Genomic DNA, 20,439 nt, shown 5'->3' on the forward strand with positions numbered 1-20,439 from the left:
GCAGGGGGGACCCTGTGGGAGAGTAGGACGCCGCCGAACAATTTTTGAGAGAGCCCCTCGGGAACGAAAGTTCCCGGGGGGCTTTTTCGCGTTTCCGGAGGGACGGAAACCGACCGGTCGCTGGGTGGGGTTGCTTGTTGGCTCGGCTCTTGGTCAGCTTGGTCGGGTGCCGGCAGAGAGGCGTTACTGACGGCCTCTCCCGGTGGCAGACCTTCTTTAGCTTTCCTTAGGAGCGTTCTCCCGGGCTCCTAGTGCGGCCTTGAGCTGTTCTCGTGCCCAGTAGCGCGTCGTCGCCAACCGTGTGCCAGCGTGCCCTTGCCATGCCCCTTGTCTGGCGGAGGTGTCTGCGGAGTCCATCTCTGCCTAAGGGCCGTGTTCGCTGACCTCCGGATACTGCGTGTATCCGGAGGTTCCGACAACGCGGCGCCGGTCCTACAGGCGGCCGGAGGACTTCAGGGTGAGGTAGGCGTCGGCCAGGTCGGGGGCCAGATGGGCCGGGGTGGAGTCGATGACCGTGATGCCGTGGTGGCGTAGGCGGTCTGCGGTGCGGCGGCGGGCGGCGCGGGTTTGTTCTGCGGCGGCTGCTGCGTAGACGGCCTGGGGGGTGTGGCGGCCGGCGGCCATTTCCTCGATGCGGGGGTCGGCCACGGCCGCGACGATGAGTTCGTTGCGTTGGGTGAGGCTGGGAAGGACGGGCAGGAGGGCTTCCTCCACGGGGGCCGCGTCCAGGCCGGTGAAGAGCACGATCAGGGACCGGCGTGGGGTGCGGCGGTGGATGGTGGCGGCCAGGCCGCGGGCATCGGCCTCGATCAGTTCGGATTCGAGGGGAGCCAGGGCATCGGTCAAGGCCGGGAGGAGGTCGCGGGCCGTGCGGCCCTGGACCGAAGCGCGTATGCGGCGGTCGTAGGCGAGGAGATCCACGCGGTCACCGGCGCGGGCGGCAAGGGCGCCGAGCAGCAGGGCGGCGTCCATGGAGACGTCGAGGCGGGGGATGTCGCCGACGCGGCCCGCCGAGGTACGGCCGGTCTCCAGGACGAGCAGGATGCGGCGGTCGCGCTCAGGGCGCCAGGTGCGGACGGCGAGGTTCTGCCGGCGGGCGGTGGCGCGCCAGTCGATGGATCGGGTGTCGTCGCCGGGGGTGTAGTCGCGGAGGCTGTCGAACTCGGTGCCCTCGCCGCGGGTCAGAATGCTGGTGCGGCCGTCGAGTTCGCGGAGCCGGGCGAGCTTGGCGGGGAGGTGTTTGCGGCTGGTGAAGGGCGGAAGGACCCGCAGCGTCCAGGGGACGTGGTGGCTTCCTTGCCGGGCTGCCAGGCCGAGCGGGCCGTAGGAGCGGACGGTGACACGGACCGCGCGGTGGTCACCGCGGCGGGTGGGGTGGAGCGCGGTGGTGAGCCGGCGGCGTTCGGCGGCGGGGATGCGCACGGAGTGGCGGGACGCGGGGATGTCCGAACCGGGGTGGAAGGAGGTCGGGGGCCAGGCGTCACGGATCTGGGCGCGCAGGGTGCGGCGGCTCGGATTGGTGAGCGTGAGGTGTGTGTGGGCTTCGCCTGTTAGTCGAACTGTTGTGTCACCGGTTCGGGTGAAATGGAGCTTTCGCACTGGCGCGGCGAGCGCGAGATCGCACAAGATTGCTATCAGCAGGGCGAGTTGGACGGTGAGGATGCCGAGCCAGCTGGGCAGCACGAAGCCGACGAAGAGGGCTCCGCATGCGGAGATGAGGGCGGTGCGTCCGGTGAGGGCCACGGTGTCGTCTCAGCGAGGGACGGGGAGATGAGCGAGAACGGCGTTGATCACGGAGTCTGCGGTGACTCCCTCCATTTCCGCTTCGGGGCGGAGCTGGACGCGATGTCGGAGCGTGGGAAGAGCAAGCGCCTTGACGTCGTCGGGGGTGACATAGTCCCGGCCGGTAAGCCAGGCCCAGGCTCGTGACGTGGAGAGCAGGGCGGTGGCGCCTCGGGGGGAGACGCCGAGAGAGAGCGAGGGGGATTCGCGGGTGGCACGGCAGATATCGACGATATAGCCGGTGACTTCGGGGGAGACGGCGGTCTTGGCGACCGCGTCTCGCGCGGCGTCGAGGTCGGCGGTGGAGGCGACAGGGCGCAGTCCCGCGGCGCCGAGGTCGCGGGGGCTGAAGCCGGCCGCGTGCCGGGTGAGGATGTCGATCTCGTCATGGCGGGCGGGGAGCGGCACGGTCAGCTTCAGCAGGAAGCGGTCGAGCTGGGCCTCGGGGAGCGGGTAAGTGCCCTCGTACTCCACGGGGTTCTGGGTGGCGGCCACGAGGAACGGCTCGGGGAGGGGGCGAGCCGTGCCGTCGACGGTCACCTGCCGTTCTTCCATCGCTTCGAGCAGGGACGCCTGGGTTTTGGGAGGCGTGCGATTGATTTCGTCGGCGAGCAGCAGGTTGGTGAAGACGGGGCCCGGCTGGAAGGAGAACTCGGCGCTGCGGGCGTCGTAGACCAGCGAGCCGGTGACATCACTCGGCATCAGGTCGGGAGTGAACTGGACGCGCTTGGTGTCGAGTTCGAGAGCGGCCGACAGAGCCCGAACGAGCAGGGTTTTGGCGACTCCGGGAGCACCTTCGAGGAGCACGTGACCGCGGCAGAGGAGGGCGACGACCAAGCCGGTGACGGCGGGGTCCTGGCCTACAACGGCCTTGGCTATCTCGGTGCGCAGGTCCTCCAGGGAGGCTCGGGCGCTGTCAGCGGTCGGGGTGCTCACGGGGGGCGTGCCTCTCTTGGGGAACGATCGAGGATTCGAGTGCGTCGAGTTGGTCGGCCAGGTGGACCAGCGCCTTGTCGTCTGCGGGTGCCGCGCCGAAGAGCAGGTGGTGAAGGTCTGCGTCGACGCCGGGGGCGGAGGTCAAGTGGGCGTGAATGGCCGGAAGAAGGATGTCGGGGGTGTGGGCGTGTGTCGGGGACACGCCGATGAGGGGGGCGAGTCGTGTGCGGGCCGCGGAGCGCAACACGGCCGAGGCCCGGTCGCGCGCGTTGGCCTGCTCGTAGAGGCGGGCGTGGCCCTCGGTGGTTTCGGCCGCAGGGACGGTGACCGGGAGCCTCTCCGGCACCAGCGGGCCCAGGCGACGGGCGCGCCACAGGGCCGCTAGGACGGCGGCAAAGGTGAGTTGGAGCAGGGCCCAGTACCAGCCGGATGGGATGAGGTCGAGGAAGCCGCGCTCGTTGTCCTGAGCAGCGGACGGGTCGCTCAGGGAGGGGAGGTACCAGACCAGATGCTTGTGCGTACCGAGGAGTTGAAGGGCAAGCGAGGCGTTGCCGTGCTCGGCGAGGTGGTGGTTGTAGAGGAAGTCGGGGGAGCCGAGGAGCACGGTGTCGCGACCGGTGCGGGGGGCCGGCAAACGCAGCAGGGTGGGCTGGTCGCCGCTGAGGTAGCAGCGATCGGCGCCTTGGGCGGACGTGGTGTAACTGCGGCCGCCCAGGAAGGCGTTGCCCGCGCGTCGGGCCTCCGGCAGGGAACAGGCGGGCCGGCGGGCCGAGAGGTCGGCCGGGGAATCCGTCCGGACGCCGGGGGCGAAGGTTTCGAGGGAAGAGGAGTCGGGAGTGAGGAGGACGGTGCGGCCGGGGGTGTGGGCGGTCGCGGTGTGCAGCCCCGTCAGCTGATCTTGCGTCAGCATGTCGGGACGGGTGACGAGGAGTGTGGTGTCGGGGCCGGCTGCCGCGGCGGCTTCCTCGGAGGTGGTCACGACTTTGGTGGAGACGCCGTGAGAGGCCAGGAGTTGGGCGAGGGCCCGGCTTCCGGTCCGGTCGGCGGATCGGGGGTCGAGCCGCCCGTGTTGTTCGCCGGACTGAAGGGCGGCGATCACCATGCCGCTGATGACGAGCAGCAGGAGGGCGAGCAGCGGTCCGCGGGACCGGGTCCACAGGCTGCGAACGGTGGGCGGGAGCGCGGAGGCGTCCGGGGTTGCCGTGGTCATCCGCGGCTCCTGGTCGGGGTGGTGGCCAGGTCGGGCTTGGCGTGTTGCAGGTCGGTGTCGAGGCTGGTCAGCAGGGCGTACGCCGGTTCCGTGCCGGGGCGGCCGCCGTATGTGACGTCGTCAAAGGTGCGTGCCGCGGTACGCAGCCGGTCGGCGTATGCGGGGAGTGCCCAACCCGCCTCGGTGGCGGCCTCGTCGGCGGTGCGGCCCGGGCCGGGGGTGAGCAGGGTCCGTTCTTCGAGGGCGAGGACGAGGGCGCGCATGCGGTCCTGGATCGCCTGGTTCCAGAGGCCCTCGGCAGCGTGCCGGTCGGCGGCCGCTCGGTGTGCGGCGGCGGTGCGGGGGGCGTCGGAGAATAGCGCGCCGCTGGTGGTGGGAGTGCGGCGCACCGCCCCGAGCCGAAGCCGGAGGGCGACCAGGAGCAGCAGGACGAAGGCCGCGAGGACGAGAATCCCGATCCAGCCACCCGGTGTGGCGTCGGCGGCCGCGTTGAAGAGTTCGTTGACGCGTTGCCAGAGCCAGTCGAGGGCACGCTGGATCGGGTTGGGGTCGTGCTGGTGGTACCGCGGATCGGACAGCTCGCGCTCGGCCGCCTCCCGGGCGGGGAGGCGCGGAGTCCGCACCGGTATGTCGTCATTGGGGCGCGCCAAGAGTCGTCCGAGCGCGGCCCCGTTCCCCCCTGTGGTCACCGCATCAGCTTCCCGGAGTGGTGTGGTCAGGGTCTTGCCCGGGGCCTTCGGCCGGGGTGGTCTTGGCCGGGGCGTCCTTGGCGGCGGTGGGAGTGGTGCCCGGCTCGGTGGTCTCCGTGCCGGCGTCGCCCGTCTCGGCGCTGCCCGTCTCGGAGCCGTCTGCCGCGGTGTTGTCCGTCGCGGTGTGGTCCGTGGCGGGGTCGCCGGCCGGCGCGCTGTCTGCCGGTGTGTCAGTGGCGGTCGGGGCGGCCGGCGCCGGTGCGTAACCCTCGGCCGGGCCCGTGGCTGCGGGAGCGGGAGGCGTCGGTTGAGCAGTGGGAGTGTCGGCGCCGTAGCCGGGGAGCCCTGCGGCGCGGGCGAGTTCGAGGTCGAGGGCCTCGCGGCGGATGCGCTGGTCCATGTACAGGAGCGCCGTGATGCCGGCGCTGATCGGGAAGGTGATGGTGGAGCTGATGACGGCTCCGACGCCCAGCACGATCAGGAACGACCAGCCGGTGGTGTTGCTGGTGCCGTTCGCCCAGTCCATGAGGCTCTCGCCACCGACCAGGAAGGCGACGAGGGTGGCCGGGATCTGGATGATGAACTGAACGATGCCGATCAGGAGGTAGGTGAGGAGCTGGGTACCCAGCACTCGCCACCAGGCGCCCCGTACGAGCTTCGCGGACCGGCGCAGCGCGGTGATGACGCCCTGCTTCTCCAGCATCAGCGCGGGGGAGGCGAGGCTGTAGCGAACCCACAGCCACAGTGTCACCACGGCGGCGGCCATGCCGCCGAACAGGGTGAGGAGCAGGCCTGCCTTCGCGGAGCCCGAGGCGATGAGGAGGACGCCGGGCGCCACACCGATCGCGAGGATGGCCGTGAGGAGCAGGGGGAGCAGAACGAGCAGGCCGAGCAGGCGCGGGAGCTGGGGACGCGCATCGCGCCAGGCATCCCCGGCGGTCACCGAGCGGCCCAGGACGGCCCGGCTCACGACCATCGTGAGCAGCCCCGTGGCGATGAGGGTGGCGAGCAGACCGATCACCGAGGTGATACCGGTGGTGGCGAGCGAATTGCCCAGCTGTTCCATGGATTCGCGGAGCGGCGGCAGGTTGTCGCGCGACAGGGCGGGCTCGCGGCCGGCGTCCTGGAACCACAGGCCGGTGACCACGGTGACGGCGGTCTGCGCGACCACTGCGACGATCAGCGAGATGCCGAGGACGGTGCGCCAGTGGGCGCGCATGGTGGCGACCGCGCCGTCGAGTATCTCGCCGACGGCGAGCGGGCGCAGTGGGATGACGCCGGGCTTGGCGGCCTGGGGCTTCGGGGCCCAGGCTCCGCCCCAGGGAGGCTGCGTGCCGGGGCCCGGAGCGCCGCCCCAGCCGCCGGGCCCGCCGTAGCCCGGGGCCGTGGCACGGGTGCGGTCGCCGGGCGTGCCCTGGTCAGGCCGTCCGTGCGGGCCGCTCTGAGCGGGGATGCCGGCGGGGGCCGACCACTGACCGGCGGGCGGCTGCTCCTTGGACCAGTTCGGCGGGGAGGGCTGCCCGGCCGGGCCGGTCGGGTCTGCCTGGGCGGGCTGCTCCTGGGTGCCGCGGGCCGGCTCGTCGGAGGGAGTGGATCCGGGCGAGGCCCAGCCCGGAGAGTTGTTCATCGTCGCTCCTTCTTGCTGCCCGTCCGCCGGGGCGGCGGGGGTCCGGGGTCCGCGGTGGCAGTCATCGTGTCATGGCCACCGGCGTTGTGTACCCGTGCCCGGAGTACGAGGGGACCTTCTGTTCGAGGGGCGATCGGCGGCAGACTGAGTGAATGGGCGATCAGGACGAGGTATCCGAGAGGGGCGCCGGGGCGCTCACGATTCCGTCGTTGCGTTGGGAGGAGCCGCCCGAGGGGCCCGTATTGGTCCTGCTTGACCAGACGCGGCTGCCGGCGGAGGAGGTCGAGCTGGTCTGCACGGACGTTCCGGCGCTGGTGCAGGCGATCCGGACGCTGGCCGTGCGCGGGGCGCCGTTGCTGGGCATCGCGGGTGCGTATGGCGTCGCGCTGGCCGCGGCACGTGGCTTTGACGTGGAGGAGGCGGTGGAGGCGCTGGCGCAGGCCCGGCCGACCGCGGTCAATCTGGGGTACGGCGTGCGGCGGGCGGCTGCCGCGTATCGCGCGGCGTTCGCCGGGGGCGGCGCTCGGGCCGGCGCGGCCGCGGCGCTGGCCGAGGCGCGGGCCGTGCACGCCGAGGACATCGAGGCCAGCACCCGGATGGCGCAGCACGGGCTGGCGCTGCTGGGCGAGCTGCTGCCGGGCGGCGGTCACCGCATCCTCACGCACTGCAATACGGGCGCCCTGGTGTCCGGCGGCGAGGGCACCGCCCTGGCGGTGGCGCTGGCGGCACACCGGTCCGGTGAGCTGCGCCGGCTGTGGGTGGACGAGACGCGGCCGCTGTTGCAGGGCGCGCGACTGACCGCCTACGAGGCGGCGCGGGCGGGTATGGCGTACACGGTGCTCTCGGACGGTGCGGCAGGTTCGCTGTTCGCCGGGGGTGAGGTGGATGCCGTGCTGATCGGCGCGGACCGGATCGCGGCGGACGGGTCGGTGGCCAACAAGGTCGGCAGCTATCCGCTGGCGGTGCTGGCGCGGTACCACCACGTTCCGTTCGTGGTGGTGGCGCCGATCAGCACGGTGGATCTGGAGACCGAGGAGGGGGCGGATATCGAGGTGGAGCAGCGTCCGGGCCAGGAAGTGACGGAGTTCTCGTTGCCGTTTGTTCAGGGGCCCGGGGCGGAGGCAGGCACCGGCATACCGGTGGCGCCGCTGGGCGCACAGGCCTACAACCCGGCCTTCGACGTCACTCCGCCGGAGCTGGTGACGGCGATCGTCACGGAGGCGGGAGTGGTGTCTCCGGTGTCCCGGGACGGGCTGGCAGAGGTGTGTTCCACGTCACGATGGAGTAAGTCACGATCAGGTAATGGGATGATGGCCGAATGAAGGGACGCGTCCTGGTCGTCGACGACGACACCGCACTGGCAGAGATGCTCGGCATCGTGCTGCGCGGCGAAGGTTTTGAGCCGTCGTTCGTGTCGGACGGTGACAAGGCCCTTGCGGCCTTCCGTGAGACCAAGCCCGATCTTGTGCTGCTGGACCTGATGCTGCCCGGACGGGACGGTATCGAGGTCTGCCGGCTGATCCGGGCCGAGTCCGGGGTGCCGATCGTCATGCTGACCGCCAAGAGCGACACGGTGGATGTGGTGGTCGGGCTCGAATCGGGCGCGGACGACTACATCGTCAAGCCGTTCAAGCCCAAGGAGCTGGTGGCCCGGATCCGGGCCAGGCTGCGGCGTTCGGAGGAGCCCACGCCCGAGCAGCTGGCGATCGGTGACCTGGTCATCGATGTGGCCGGCCACTCGGTGAAGCGGGACGGGCAGTCGATCGCGCTGACCCCGCTGGAGTTCGATCTGCTGGTGGCGCTGGCGCGTAAGCCGTGGCAGGTGTTCACGCGTGAGGTGCTGCTCGAGCAGGTCTGGGGCTATCGGCACGCCGCCGACACCCGGCTGGTCAATGTCCATGTGCAGCGGCTGCGCTCCAAGGTCGAGAAGGATCCGGAGCGGCCGGAGATCGTGGTGACCGTGCGCGGGGTCGGCTACAAGGCCGGGCCCAGCTGAGATGACCCGGGACGGTTCGGCCCCGGAGGGAAAGCGGGGGCGCACCGTCGGCCCGGCGGGTGATATGTCCTTTTCGGGCAGGTTGTCGGCCTGGTTGCTGCGTGGTGGGCAGTTGCTGCCCGACGGCGCGGTGAGCGGGCCGGTCCACCCCCTCCTGCGGCTCTTCAGCCGCTGGGTGCGGCGGCCGCTGCTGCCCGCCCTGCGGCTGTGGCGGCGCAACATCCAGCTGCGCGTGGTGGCGACCACCCTGCTGATGTCGCTCGCCGTGGTGCTGCTGCTCGGCGTCGTGGTCGTCGGACAGGTCCGTAACGGCCTGCTCACGGCCAAGGCCCAGGCCGCGCAGAGTCAGGCCGTGGGCGGCTTCAGCGTCGCCCAGAAGATGGCGGACGGCGCCGACGACACCCAGCCCGATGAGGGCGCCCGTACGGGGAACCGCGGCACCCAGGACTCCGCGACCTGGCTGACCGGCCTGGTCGAACAGCTCGCCAGTGGTGGCCAGGGCGTCTTCTCCGTAGTGGCGCTCAGCTCCGACTCCGACGAACCGTTCGGCGACTCCAGTCCCGGCACCCGCGGGCCGCGCGCCTCCGGCGATGTCGATCCCGAGCGGAGCGTGCCCGCCGACCTGCGGCGGAAGCTGGACACCAAGGCCGGGACGTTCCGCCAGTACACCCAGATCAAGCGCATCGGGTCGGACGACGGCGTGTCGGCGCTCATCATCGGCAAGCGGCTCAACGACGCGAACAGCAATCAGTACCAGCTCTACTACCTCTTCCCGTTCACCCAGGAAGAGGAGTCGCTCAAGCTCGTGACGGGAACCCTCGCGACCGCCGGGGTGTTCGTCGTGATCCTGCTCGGCGCGATCGCCTGGCTGGTGGTGCGGCAGGTCGTCACCCCCGTACGGATGGCGGCGGGCATCTCCGAGCGGCTGGCCGCCGGCCTGCTCCAGGAACGGATGAAGGTCACCGGCGAGGACGACATCGCCCGGCTCGGTGAGTCCTTCAACAAGATGGCGCAGAACCTCCAGGTCAAGATCCAGCAGCTGGAGGAGCTGTCCCGGATGCAGCGCCGCTTCGTCTCGGATGTCTCGCACGAGCTGCGGACGCCGCTGACGACGGTACGGATGGCGGCCGATGTCATCCATGACGCGCGGGACGAGTTCGATCCCGCCACCGCGCGCTCCGCCGAGCTGCTGTGGGGCCAGCTCGACCGCTTCGAATCGCTGCTGGCGGAGCTGCTGGAGATCAGCCGGTTCGACGCCGGCGCGGCCGCGCTGGAGGCCGAGCCGGTCGATCTGCGCGATGTGGTGCACCGCGTCATCGAAGGGGCCGAGCCGCTCGCCGAGCGCAAGGGCACCCGCATCCTGGTGCGCGGCGCCGAGCAGCCCGTCATCGCCGAGGCCGATCCCCGCCGGGTGGAGCGGGTGCTGCGCAATCTCGTCGTCAACGCCGTCGAGCACGGCGAGGGCCGCGATGTGATCGTGCGGCTGGCCTCCGCGGGCGGCAAGAGCGGCGGCGCGGTGGCCGTCGCGGTGCGGGACTACGGCGTCGGCCTCAAGCCCGGCGAGGCCACCCGGGTCTTCAACCGTTTCTGGCGCGCGGACCCGGCCCGGGCCCGTACGACCGGCGGTACCGGACTCGGCCTGTCCATCGCCGTCGAGGACGCCCGGCTGCACGGCGGCTGGCTTCAGGCCTGGGGCGAGCCGGGCGGTGGCTCGCAGTTCCGGCTGACGCTGCCGCGTACGGCCGGCGAGACGCTGCGCGGCTCCCCGATCCCCTTGGAGCCGGAGGACTCGCGGCGCCGCCGCGGACTGGACGAGGCCGGTCAGCCGCGTGCCGGGGCGGGCCGCAAGGCGTCCACGATCCCGGTGCAGGCACGTGCCGCGCAGGCTGGTGATGCGGCCTCCCCCGTACCGGAGCCGAAGGTGGCCCGCCCGGAGGCCGATCCGACGGCGCTGCCCGGTAGTGGTGCCCGGGTGGTGCCGCAGACCGGGGGCGTACGGAGCGAAGCGGCGGCGCGTGGTGACAGCGCGCGCACCGACGAGCCGGTCCGCGGGAGCGGGGCCGAGCAGGAAGCCGGACAGGGCGTGGAGCGGGAAGGCGGGCTGCGTGGAAACTGAGCGCGGAGGCGAGCACGAGGAAGGGACCGAGTCCCGCCGCCGTGCCCGCAGGGGAGCCGGACCGGCGCGGAAGTTTCTGCTGCTCGGCTGTGCGGCGGTGCTGCTGGCCGGCTGCGCGTCGATGCCGGACGGCGGGGAGGTGACCTCCGTCGACCAGTCGCCGCGCTCCGAAGGGGAGTCGCAGGTACGGGTCTACGGCGTGCCCCCGCAGGACGGTGCCCAGCCCACCAACATCGTGCGCAGCTTCCTCGACGCGACCACCAGCGACGAGGCGGATTTCCGGACGGCCACCCAGTATCTGGCCAAGTCGGCGAAGCGGACCTGGCGGCCGTTCCGGGCCACCAATGTGCTCCAGGAGCGTCCGAAGGCCGAGCCGAAGACGCAGCCCAATCGCGAGGACGCCAACGGCTACACGGTCACGCTCTCCGGCAGCCAGGTGGCGACGGTGGACGACAGCCACGCCTACACCCCGGAGGAGAAGCCGTACCGCCGGACGATCCACCTCATCAAGGAGGGCGGCCAGTGGCGTATCGACCGGCTGCCCAACGGGCTGGTGCTCGGGCTGTCCGATTTCCAGCGCATCTACCGCTCGGTCAACAAGTACTACTTCGCGTCCTATCACTCGGAGTCGCAGGAGCCGAAGGTGAACCGGAACGCGCTCGTCGCGGACCCGGTCTATCTGCGGCAGCGGATAAAGCCGATCACGGCCAGTGTGGAGGCGCTGCTGTCCGGCCCCACCAACTGGCTGAATCAGGTGACGACTTCGGCGTTCCCGTCCGGCACCCGGCTCGCGGCGAGTGATCTGGCGCTGGACGACTCCAACGCGCTGCGGGTCAAGCTCAGCAAACAGGCGGTGAGCACGGACAGCGCCCAGTGCAAGCGGATGGCGGCTCAGCTCTTCTTCACCGTCCAGGACATGACGCGGGCTTCGAAGGTCAGCGAGGTGGAGCTCCAGGACAACAGCGGAAACTCGCTGTGTGAGCTCTCCCAGGAGCAGGCCGAGCGCGACTTCGCCCCGTCCCCGGGCACCGGGCGCGCCGCCAGGGAGTACTTCATCGACGCCGACCACAAGGTCGTCGCCATGTCGGACTACGCGACCGAACCGACGCCGGTGCGCGGACCGTTCGGAACGGGCCACACCCCGCTGCGTTCGATCGCCATCTCGCGCGGTGAGGACACCGCGGCCGGGGTGTCGAGCGACGGCCGGTCGCTGTATGTGGCCGGTATGGAGGACGAGGTCAAACGCGGTGAGCCGCTGCTGACCAGCTCCGGCCCGGCCAAGGGCGCCGACGGCGGGCTGACCGCGCCGAGCTGGGACGGGCTGGGCGATCTGTGGATCGCGGACGCCGCCGCGCACGGTTCGCGGCTGCTGCGGATGCGCGAGGGCAAGGGCGACCCCGAAGAGGTCGCGGTGCCCGGCCTGGACGGGCGGCGGATCAAGGCGATCAAGGTGGCCGCGGACGGGATCCGGATCGCGCTCCTGGTGGAGGACAAGGGGCGGACCACGCTCCAGCTCGGCCGGGTGGAGCGGGGCGGAAGTTCGGCGCATCCAGAGCTCTCGGTGCGGGAACTGCGGCCGATCGCACCCCAGTTGGAGGACGTGGTGGCCGCGTCCTGGGCGGGCGGCAGCCGGCTGGTGGTGGTCGGACGGGAGTCCGGCGGGGTGCAGCAGATGCAGTTCATGGAGACCGACGGTTCGGCGTCCAACGCGCAGACGCTGCCCGGCGTCAACGGTGTCAAGTCGGTGGCCGCCTCGGAGGACGAGACCAGGCCACTGATCGCCGACGCCACGGAGGGCATCGTGCGGCTGCCGCCGGACGCGAACTGGAAGACCGTGGCGAAGGACGGGACGGCGCCGGTCTATCCCGGGTGACGCGGAGGGCGCGGGCCTCGGTACGACGCCTGCGAGGTGAGGCCGGGGCCGGGGACCACGGTGGGCCCGGACTGCCGTGCTGCCCCGCGTGCGGCTGATTTCCACATGTCCGCGGCCGCGGTTATCCACAGGGGTGGTGGCCGGGCGGGAACGGCGGGACAGTGGAGTCATGCAGGGGGTGTGGCGCGAACTGGCCGGTCTCGTGCTGCCGGTCGACTGTGCGGGGTGTGGTCGGCCGCGTACGGAACTGTGTGCCGAATGCCGTCGGGTGCTGGCGCGGGACGGGCGCGGGGCGCGGCGGGTGCGACCGTGGCCGGAACCCGTGGGACTGCCCCGCGTGTGGGCGGGGGCGCCGTACGCCGACGAGGCACGGGCGGTGCTGCTGGCCCACAAGGAGCGGGGTGCCCTGCGGCTGGCCGGGCCGCTGGGGGCGGTGCTGGCCGGGGCCGTGCGGGGGCTGTGGACCGGCGGCGGGCCGCTGCTGCTGGTGCCCGTGCCGTCGGCACGAAGATCGGTGGCGGGGCGTGGGCACGATCCGGTGCGCAGGATCGCGCTGGCGGCGGCCGGGGAGCTGCGGCGGGCGGGACGGGGGGCCAGGGTGCTCGCGGTGCTGCGGCAGCGTCGAGCGGTGGCCGACCAGGCGGGGCTGAGCGCCCGGCAGCGGCTGGCGAATGTCGCCGGTGCACTGGAGGTGCGGGTCGGGGCGGCGAGGCTGCTGACGGCGCAGCCAGCGGTGCTGGTGGATGACCTGGTGACGACGGGAGCCACCCTCGCCGAGGCGGCGCGGGCGGTCACGGCGGCCGGCGGACGGGTGGCCGGAGCCGCGGTGGTGGCGGCGCCGAGCAGTGCTTTCGAGTTCAACGGCGCGCGAAGCGAGGCATTACCACGTCGTATGTAGCCGGGGAGGAAAAGTCACCCAAATGGAGCCGACGGCTCCGAGGGGGTGCCGACATCCGTCCGGGAGAGCTATGTTCGGTTGTGAGGACTTGGCGAGTGTTTTGCCTCGAATGTCGCGATCAATGCGTTCAGGGGCGTTTTCGGCGACCCTGAAAACGGGGGGAGTGGAGAGCTTGTCGTCGGGGGAGGAGGAGGTGAAAGTCGCCAAGTCCGAGGCTTCGGCAACCACCGGAGCCTGGTGCAAGAAGGAATTGCTCCGCTTGAAGAGCGGAGCGATCCGGGAACGGAGTTCTGCGTGGACATCGTCGTCAAGGGCCGCAAGACAGAGGTGCCCGAGCGGTTCCGCAAGCACGTGGCCGAGAAGCTGAAGCTGGACAAAGTCCAGAAGCTCGACGCCAAGGTGATCAGCCTGGACGTCGAGGTGTCCAAGGAGCCCAACCCGCGGCAGGCCGACCGTTCCGACCGAGTGGAGATCACCCTCCGCTCCCGTGGCCCGGTGGTCCGGGCCGAGGCGGCCGCAGCCGATCCGTACGCCGCGCTGGATCTGGCAACCGCCAAGCTCGAGGCGCGTCTGCGGAAGCAGCACGACAAGCGCTACTCGCGTCGCGGCAACGGCCGCATTCCGGCGAGTGAGGTCGCGGTCACCGTGCCCGACGCCGCAAGTCTGAACACCAACGGGGAACTCGCCGCCGAGGCCGAGCAGAAGGTGCCGACCACCAGGATGGGGTCGATCGACGTCCAGGGTGAAGGGCCCCTGATCGTCCGCGAGAAGACCCACTCGGCCGCCCCGATGCATCTCGACCAGGCGCTCAACGAGATGGAGTTGGTCGGACACGACTTCTACCTCTTCGTCGACGCCGACACCAAGCTGCCGAGCGTCGTCTACCGGCGGCACGCATACGACTACGGAGTCATCCACTTGAACCCCGACTTGTTCGGGGAGGAGGAGCCCGGCGGCGCAGGCGGCGCGCTGGGCGGCTGAACCCCACCCGCTCGGTGCCCCCGGCGTACGCCGGGGGCACCATCGTGCCCGGAGAGAGCAGGAGTTGAAGCCGTATAGTGTTTGTGCCGGCCAGGGAGTACGGGGACGCGAAACGGCGACGAGCCGGGGAGACAGTCGTATGGCATTGATCGGGCCGGCCGCAGGGGGCTGTTGTCAACCAGCCTTATTTCCAAGCTCCGGCCTCTCGGCCGAGTAGTTGACGGGGAGGATCAATGGGGGACAGTTTCGGGCCCGTGCGCGATGACGCTGATGATGACCACAGCGGTGCCGGGGGCGATGACGGGGCCGGCCGGGCCGTAAGCGTGCCGCGCAAGGAGCCGATCCGGGTCCTGGTCGTGGATGATCACGCACTCTTCCGGCGGGGCCTGGAGATCGTTCTGGCCCAGGAGGAGGACATCCAGGTCGTCGGCGAGGCGGGGGACGGTGCCGAGGCGGTCGACAAGGCCGCGGACCTGCTGCCCGACATCGTGCTGATGGACGTCCGGATGCCCAAGCGCGGCGGCATCGAGGCCTGCACCTCCATCAAGGAGGTGGCCCCCAGCGCCAAGATCATCATGCTCACGATCAGCGACGAAGAGGCAGATCTCTACGACGCGATCAAGGCCGGCGCCACCGGATACCTCCTCAAGGAGATCTCCACCGACGAGGTGGCGACCGCGATCCGCGCCGTGGCGGACGGCCAGTCGCAGATCAGCCCCTCGATGGCGTCCAAGCTCCTGACGGAGTTCAAGTCGATGATCCAGCGTACGGACGAGCGCCGGCTGGTGCCCGCGCCCCGGCTCACCGATCGTGAGCTGGAGGTCCTCAAGCTGGTCGCCACGGGCATGAACAACCGCGATATCGCCAAGGAACTCTTCATCTCCGAGAACACGGTGAAGAACCACGTCCGCAACATCCTGGAGAAGCTTCAGCTGCACTCCCGGATGGAGGCGGTGGTCTACGCGATGCGGGAGAAGATCCTCGAGATCCGGTGAGTGGGCCGGCCGGGGAGAGCGATCCGGCGCCGGGCCTTCCGGTGTGCCGGGTGACCGGGGGCGGTGTGCGCCCCCGGAGCCCTCGGCCGGCGGTAGCTAGTCACTCATGTGGGTGAGTTCTGAGCGCAGGGCGGCGGCCAGTTTCCCGTCGTCGCAGCGGTCGACGCGTACGGAGTCGCAGCCGACCCAGTCCGCGGTCTCCCGAAGGGCCCGGGCCATCGGGGCGACCGCCTTGGGGCCCTGCATCGAGACCTGGCGGGCCACGAGGGTGGTGTTCTCGCGGGCCGGGTCCACCCGGCCCATCAGCCGCCCGCCCGCCAGCAGGGGCATCGCGAAATAGCCGTGTACCCGCCGGGGGCGTGGGACGTAGGCCTCCAGGCGGTGGGTGAATCCGAAGATCCGTTCCGTGCGCGGCCGGTCCCAGATCAAGGAGTCGAAGGGCGAGAGCAGGGTGGTGCGGTGCCGGCCGCGGGGCGGGGCGGCCAGTGCGGCGGGGTCGGCCCAGGCGGGCTTTCCCCAGCCCTCGACCTCGACCGGGACCAGCCCGGAGTCCGCGACGACGGCATCGACCTGCTCGGCCTTGAGGCGGTGGTAGTCCGCCAGGTCGGCGCGGGTGGCGACGCCCATGGCGGCTCCGGCCTGGGCGACCAGACGGCGCAGGCACTCGGTGTCGTCCAGATCGTCGTGGAGCAGCGCCTCCGGGACGGCGCGCTCGGCGAGGTCGTAGACCCGCTTCCAGGCGCGGCGTTCCGTACAGACCACCTGGCCGGTGTCGAGCAGCCACTCCACCGCGATCTTGGTCTCGGACCAGTCCCACCACTCCCCGCCGTTCCGCCCGCCGCCCAGCTCCGACGTGGTCAGCGGGCCGTCGGCCGTCAGGCGGTCCAGGACCGCGGCGCAGGAGCGGTCGGAGTCCTCCATCCTGTGCCAGCGGTGGCCCTTGGCCCGCCGGGCGCGGCGGCGGAAGGCGAAGTGCGGCCACTCCTCGATGGGCAGGATGCACGCGGCGTGCGACCAGTACTCGAAGCTGTGGGGTCGTGCCGCGGGAGCGTCAGAAGGAGCGGTGGTCCAGTAGGCGGCCTCGACGGCGGGGCGGCCGACGGCGCCGAGCCGGGCGTACGGCACCAGCTCATGGGAGCGGGCCAGCACCGAGATCGTGTCGAGCTGCACCGCACCCAGATGCCGCAGCACCCCGCGCACCCCCGCCCGGCGGTCCGGGGCACCGAGCAGGCCCTGGGCCCGCAGCGCCATACGCCGGGCGTCGTCGCGGGACAGGGCGGTCACGGGCGGGGGCTGGGGTGCGCGCTGCGTCACGGCGGTCATGCGGGAAAGCGTAGGGGCGGGCACTGACAACGGCCCCGGACCTGCGAGAACTGCTGGTGGCGGTGGTGGCCGGGCGCGGCCGGAGGGGCGCGGCGGGGGGGAGGGCGCGGTGCGGCCCGTGCGGACGTGTGCTCAGCGGGGGTAGGGCAGATACGGCGTCGCGTCCGGGGCGGCCGGGCCCCGGGAGCCGGACGGGCCGGGCCGCCCGGCCATGCCGGTCAGGTCGGACGGGAGCAGGGAGCCGATCCAGACGTCCCGGCGGGTGCCCTCGTGCACCCGTTTGGCGCGCAGGGTGCCCTCCATCCGGAAGCCGAGCTTGCGGGCCACGGCCCGGGAGCCTTCGTTGCCGGCCTCCGCGTGCCACTCCATGCGCTCCACGCCCAGGTCATCGAAGGCCCAGCGCAGCACCGCGCGGGCCGCCTCGACGGTGTACCCGCGGCCGCGCCGCTCCTTCGCGGTCCAGAAGCCCAGCTCGGCCTGCCGCTCGGGGGTGCGCAGCCGGGCCAGATGTACCAGCCCCATCGCGCCGGCCAGGGCGCCGTCCGCCCGGGTGAGGACGGCGAAGTCGTAGGCGGTGTCATCGCGCCAGGCCTCGGGGACGGACTCGCTGGTGAACTGCTCGGCGTCCGCCAACCCATAGGGTGAGGGGACGCCCGTCCAGCGCTGGATATCGGGCTCCTGGCACGCGGCGTGCACCGCGGGCGCGTCGGAGGGCTCGAACGGGCGCAGCATGAGGCGCTCGGTGGTCAGGGTGACGGGCTCCATGACGTGAGTCTGCAAGCTCGCCGAACCATGGCGAAGGGTTTTCGGCGTGATGGCGGCACCCGCCCGGCACCTTCTCGCGGCGTCGTGCGTTCACGTGAGGAGGGGACGGCGGGGTTCCCTGCGGCGTACCTCCCGGCCCGGCAGCGTCCTCCTTTACGATGGCCGTTGCGGCGGGGCCTGCCCCCTTGGAAAAATGCCGCGCCCGCGCACTCGACCGTGCAGGCCCGACCGGCAAGGAGACCAGCCCAAGTGTCCGTCTTGACGAAGATCATGCGTGCAGGCGAAGGAAAGATCCTGCGCAAACTGCACCGCATCGCGGGCCAGGTCAACTCCATCGAGGAGGACTTCGCGGCGCTCTCCGACGCGGAGCTGCGCGCCCTTACGGATGAGTACAAGGAGCGCTACGCGGACGGCGAGAGCCTCGACGACCTGCTGCCCGAGGCGTTCGCCACGGTCCGTGAGGCCGCCAAGCGCGTGCTCGGCCAGCGGCACTACGACGTCCAGCTGATGGGTGGCGCGGCCCTTCACCTCGGGTACGTCGCCGAGATGAAGACCGGTGAGGGCAAGACCCTGGTCGGTACCCTCCCGACGTATCTGAACGCGCTGTCCGGCAAGGGCGTCCACCTGATCACGGTCAACGACTACCTGGCCGAGCGCGACTCCGAGATGATGGGCCGGGTCCACAAGTTCCTGGGCCTGACCGTCGGTTGCATCCTCGCCGACATGACGCCGGCCCAGCGCCGCGAGCAGTACAACTGCGACATCACCTACGGCACGAACAACGAGTTCGGCTTCGACTACCTGCGTGACAACATGGCGTGGTCGCAGGACGAACTCGTCCAGCGGGGCCACAACTTCGCGGTCGTCGACGAGGTCGACTCGATCCTCGTCGACGAGGCCCGTACGCCGCTGATCATCTCCGGCCCGGCGGACTCGGCCACCAAGTGGTACGGCGACTTCGCCAAGTTGGTGCGCCGTCTGAAGCGCGGCGAGGCCGCCAACCCGCAGCGCGGCATCGAGGAGACCGGCGACTACGACGTCGACGAGAAGAAGCGCACCGTCGGCATCCATGAGTCCGGTGTCAGCAAGGTCGAGGACTGGCTAGGTATCGACAACCTGTACGAGTCGGTGAACACCCCGCTCGTCGGTTACCTCAACAACGCGATCAAGGCCAAGGAGCTCTTCAAGAACGACAAGGACTATGTCGTCATCGACGGCGAAGTCATGATCGTCGACGAGCACACCGGCCGTATCCTCGCCGGCCGCCGCTACAACGAGGGCATGCACCAGGCCATCGAGGCGAAGGAAGGGGTGGAGATCAAGGACGAGAACCAGACGCTCGCCACGATCACCCTCCAGAACTTCTTCCGTCTCTACGACAAGCTCTCCGGCATGACCGGTACGGCCATGACCGAGGCCGCCGAGTTCCACCAGATCTACAAGCTTGGTGTCGTCCCGATCCCGACGAACCGCCCGATGGTCCGTATGGACCAGGCGGACCTGATCTACCGCACCGAGACCGCGAAGTTCGACGCGGTCGTCGAGGACATCGTCGAGAAGCACGGGAAGGGCCAGCCGATCCTGGTCGGCACCACCTCGGTCGAGAAGTCCGAGTACCTCTCCCAGCAGCTCAACAAGCGCGGTGTCGCCCATGAGGTGCTCAACGCCAAGCAGCACGACCGTGAGGCACCGATCATCGCGCAGGCCGGCCGCAAGGGCGCGGTGACGGTCGCCACGAACATGGCCGGCCGTGGTACGGACATCAAGCTCGGCGGTAACCCCGACGACCTGGCCGAGGCGGAGCTGCGCCAGCGCGGTCTGGACCCTGTCGAGCACGTGGAGGAGTGGGCGGCCGCGCTGCCCGCCGCCCTGGAGCGCGCCGAGGCCGCGGTCAAGGCGGAGTTCGAGGAGGTCAAGGAGCTCGGCGGGCTCTACGTCCTGGGCACCGAGCGGCATGAGTCGCGGCGGATCGACAACCAGCTGCGCGGTCGTTCCGGCCGTCAGGGTGACCCGGGCGAGTCGCGGTTCTACCTGTCCCTGGGCGACGACCTGATGCGGCTGTTCAAGGCGCAGATGGTCGAGCGGGTCATGGCGATGGCCAATGTCCCCGACGACGTGCCGATCGAGAACAAGATGGTGACCCGGGCGATCGCCTCCGCCCAGTCGCAGGTCGAGCAGCAGAACTTCGAGACGCGGAAGAACGTCCTGAAGTACGACGAGGTGCTCAACCGCCAGCGTGAGGTCATCTACGGCGAGCGCCGCCGCGTCCTGGAGGGCGAGGACCTGCAGGAGCAGGTCACGCACTTCATGGAGGACACGATCGACGCCTACATCCACGCGGAGACCGTCGAGGGCTTCGCCGAGGAGTGGGACCTGGACCGCCTGTGGGGCGCGTTCAAGCAGCTCTACCCGGTCAAGGTGACCATCGAGGAGCTGGAGGAGGAGGCCGGCGACCGTGCCGGTATCACCGCCGAGTTCATCGCCGAGGCCATCAAGGACGACATCCACGAGCAGTACGCCGCCCGTGAGCAGCAGCTCAGCTCGGATGTGATGCGGGAGCTGGAGCGCCGCGTCGTGCTGTCCGTCCTGGACCGCAAGTGGCGTGAGCACCTCTACGAGATGGACTACCTCCAGGAGGGCATCGGCCTGCGGGCGATGGCCCAGAAGGACCCGCTGGTCGAGTACCAGCGCGAGGGCTTCGACATGTTCACCGCGATGATGGAGGGCATCAAGGAGGAGTCCGTCGGCTACCTGTTCAACCTGGAGGTCCAGGTCGAGCAGCAGGTCGAGGAGGTCCCGGTGCAGGAAGCGGTGGAGCCGGCCTCGCTGGACAAGGGCGCCGGCGAGGGCGTGCCCGCCGCCGCGGTGCGCCCGGAGATCCACGCCAAGGGCCTGGAGGCGCCGCAGCGTCCGGACCGGCTGCACTTCACCGCGCCCAAGGTGGACGGCGACGGCAGCGTCATCGAGGGCGACTTCATCAGCGACGAGGAGGCGGGCCCGGCCCGTTCCGAGGCGGACGGTCTGACCCGCGCCGAGCGGCGCAAGGCCCAGAAGAGCGCCGGGCGACGCCGCAAGAAGTAACGGAGCGCTGACGCGACCCGGGCAGGTGCCCGGGTCGCGGCGCGGAGGGGGGCCCCGCGGGGGGGAAGGGGGGGGGGACCGCTGGGTTTGGGGGGGGGGAACAGGTACCCCCCGGGCAGGGGGGGGGGCGGGTTGGGGGGGGCGCCATGGCAAACGGGGGTCGCGTA

General features: G+C 70.9%; 15 protein-coding genes. 8 read left to right on the forward strand and 7 right to left on the reverse strand.

The genetic code is table 11. The features are described 5' to 3' along the window. Positions 1-432 precede the first annotated feature (432 nt). From ACZ4XD_RS35620 to ACZ4XD_RS35640, 5 genes are read right to left on the reverse strand one after another with little or no spacing between them, the layout of a single operon-like run. On the reverse strand, positions 433-1,743 hold the full coding sequence (locus ACZ4XD_RS35620; protein ID WP_468049422.1) for a DUF58 domain-containing protein: 1,311 nt from the start codon (positions 1,741-1,743) through the stop codon (positions 433-435). Positions 1,744-1,752: 9 nt separating this feature from the next. Further along, positions 1,753-2,718, reverse strand: coding sequence for an AAA family ATPase (locus ACZ4XD_RS35625; protein ID WP_042155342.1), 966 nt, complete (start codon positions 2,716-2,718; stop codon positions 1,753-1,755). Beyond that, on the reverse strand, positions 2,699-3,928 hold the full coding sequence (locus ACZ4XD_RS35630; RefSeq protein WP_468049425.1) for a DUF4350 domain-containing protein: 1,230 nt from the start codon (positions 3,926-3,928) through the stop codon (positions 2,699-2,701). The genes ACZ4XD_RS35625 and ACZ4XD_RS35630 overlap by 20 nt, the downstream gene beginning before the upstream one ends. Continuing rightward, the gene (locus tag ACZ4XD_RS35635) at positions 3,925-4,617 is read right to left on the reverse strand and encodes a DUF4129 domain-containing protein (protein WP_468049427.1); all 693 of its coding nucleotides are present in this window, start codon (positions 4,615-4,617) and stop codon (positions 3,925-3,927) included. The genes ACZ4XD_RS35630 and ACZ4XD_RS35635 overlap by 4 nt, the downstream gene beginning before the upstream one ends. Before the next feature lie 4 nt (positions 4,618-4,621). After that, positions 4,622-6,244: a DUF7847 domain-containing protein gene (locus tag ACZ4XD_RS35640; protein ID WP_468049431.1), complete on the reverse strand. Its 1,623-nt coding sequence runs from the start codon at positions 6,242-6,244 to the stop codon at positions 4,622-4,624. 152 nt (positions 6,245-6,396) lie between these two features. Between ACZ4XD_RS35640 and mtnA the strand changes: the two genes are divergently transcribed. From mtnA to ACZ4XD_RS35675, 7 genes are all read left to right on the forward strand, one after another. Further along, positions 6,397-7,566 (forward strand): S-methyl-5-thioribose-1-phosphate isomerase, encoded by a 1,170-nt coding sequence (gene mtnA, locus ACZ4XD_RS35645; RefSeq protein WP_468049433.1) that lies wholly within the window; start codon positions 6,397-6,399, stop codon positions 7,564-7,566. After that, the gene (mtrA, locus tag ACZ4XD_RS35650; protein WP_042155333.1) at positions 7,563-8,240 is read left to right on the forward strand and encodes a two-component system response regulator MtrA; all 678 of its coding nucleotides are present in this window, start codon (positions 7,563-7,565) and stop codon (positions 8,238-8,240) included. The genes mtnA and mtrA overlap by 4 nt, the downstream gene beginning before the upstream one ends. A 64-nt stretch (positions 8,241-8,304) precedes the next feature. After that, positions 8,305-10,356 (forward strand): MtrAB system histidine kinase MtrB, encoded by a 2,052-nt coding sequence (gene mtrB, locus ACZ4XD_RS35655; protein ID WP_468049437.1) that lies wholly within the window; start codon positions 8,305-8,307, stop codon positions 10,354-10,356. Beyond that, positions 10,346-12,229: an LpqB family beta-propeller domain-containing protein gene (locus ACZ4XD_RS35660; protein ID WP_468049439.1), complete on the forward strand. Its 1,884-nt coding sequence runs from the start codon at positions 10,346-10,348 to the stop codon at positions 12,227-12,229. Before mtrB ends, ACZ4XD_RS35660 begins: the two co-directional genes overlap by 11 nt. A 169-nt stretch (positions 12,230-12,398) precedes the next feature. After that, positions 12,399-13,127 carry a ComF family protein gene (locus ACZ4XD_RS35665; RefSeq protein ID WP_468049442.1) on the forward strand — a complete coding sequence of 243 codons (729 nt, stop codon included), beginning with the start codon at positions 12,399-12,401 and terminating at the stop codon, positions 13,125-13,127. Positions 13,128-13,421: 294 nt separating this feature from the next. Next, the gene (gene hpf / locus ACZ4XD_RS35670) at positions 13,422-14,108 is read left to right on the forward strand and encodes a ribosome hibernation-promoting factor, HPF/YfiA family (protein ID WP_042155330.1); all 687 of its coding nucleotides are present in this window, start codon (positions 13,422-13,424) and stop codon (positions 14,106-14,108) included. Positions 14,109-14,341: 233 nt separating this feature from the next. Beyond that, positions 14,342-15,103, forward strand: coding sequence for a response regulator (locus ACZ4XD_RS35675; RefSeq protein ID WP_042155329.1), 762 nt, complete (start codon positions 14,342-14,344; stop codon positions 15,101-15,103). Positions 15,104-15,199: 96 nt separating this feature from the next. On the opposite strand, the gene ACZ4XD_RS35680 is transcribed toward ACZ4XD_RS35675, so the two are convergent. Together ACZ4XD_RS35680 and ACZ4XD_RS35685 are read right to left on the reverse strand one after the other, a co-directional pair. Beyond that, a complete protein-coding gene (locus tag ACZ4XD_RS35680) occupies positions 15,200-16,426 on the reverse strand; it encodes a winged helix-turn-helix domain-containing protein (protein ID WP_468049449.1) in 1,227 nt (408 codons plus the stop codon). Positions 16,427-16,558: 132 nt separating this feature from the next. Beyond that, positions 16,559-17,191, reverse strand: coding sequence for a GNAT family N-acetyltransferase (locus ACZ4XD_RS35685; protein ID WP_468049453.1), 633 nt, complete (start codon positions 17,189-17,191; stop codon positions 16,559-16,561). A gap of 249 nt (positions 17,192-17,440) precedes the next feature. On the opposite strand from ACZ4XD_RS35685, the gene secA reads away from it, so the two are divergent. Continuing rightward, positions 17,441-20,272 (forward strand): preprotein translocase subunit SecA, encoded by a 2,832-nt coding sequence (secA, locus tag ACZ4XD_RS35690; RefSeq protein ID WP_468049455.1) that lies wholly within the window; start codon positions 17,441-17,443, stop codon positions 20,270-20,272. Positions 20,273-20,439: the final 167 nt, after the last annotated feature.

The sequence above is a fragment of the Streptomyces sp. NPDC029466 genome (genome assembly GCF_055574515.1).

Excerpts from the sequence above, each read along its gene's own strand:
- ACZ4XD_RS35630 (WP_468049425.1), bottom strand. The coding sequence starts at position 3,928 with ATGACCACGGCAACCCCGGACGCCTCCGCGCTCCCGCCCACCGTTCGC.
- ACZ4XD_RS35640 (WP_468049431.1), bottom strand. The coding sequence starts at position 6,244 with ATGAACAACTCTCCGGGCTGGGCCTCGCCCGGATCCACTCCCTCCGAC.
- mtnA (WP_468049433.1), top strand. The coding sequence starts at position 6,397 with ATGGGCGATCAGGACGAGGTATCCGAGAGGGGCGCCGGGGCGCTCACG.
- mtrA (WP_042155333.1), top strand. The coding sequence starts at position 7,563 with ATGAAGGGACGCGTCCTGGTCGTCGACGACGACACCGCACTGGCAGAG.
- mtrB (WP_468049437.1), top strand. The coding sequence starts at position 8,305 with ATGTCCTTTTCGGGCAGGTTGTCGGCCTGGTTGCTGCGTGGTGGGCAG.
- ACZ4XD_RS35665 (WP_468049442.1), top strand. The coding sequence starts at position 12,399 with ATGCAGGGGGTGTGGCGCGAACTGGCCGGTCTCGTGCTGCCGGTCGAC.
- ACZ4XD_RS35675 (WP_042155329.1), top strand. The coding sequence starts at position 14,342 with ATGGGGGACAGTTTCGGGCCCGTGCGCGATGACGCTGATGATGACCAC.
- ACZ4XD_RS35680 (WP_468049449.1), bottom strand. The coding sequence starts at position 16,426 with ATGACCGCCGTGACGCAGCGCGCACCCCAGCCCCCGCCCGTGACCGCC.
- ACZ4XD_RS35685 (WP_468049453.1), bottom strand. The coding sequence starts at position 17,191 with ATGGAGCCCGTCACCCTGACCACCGAGCGCCTCATGCTGCGCCCGTTC.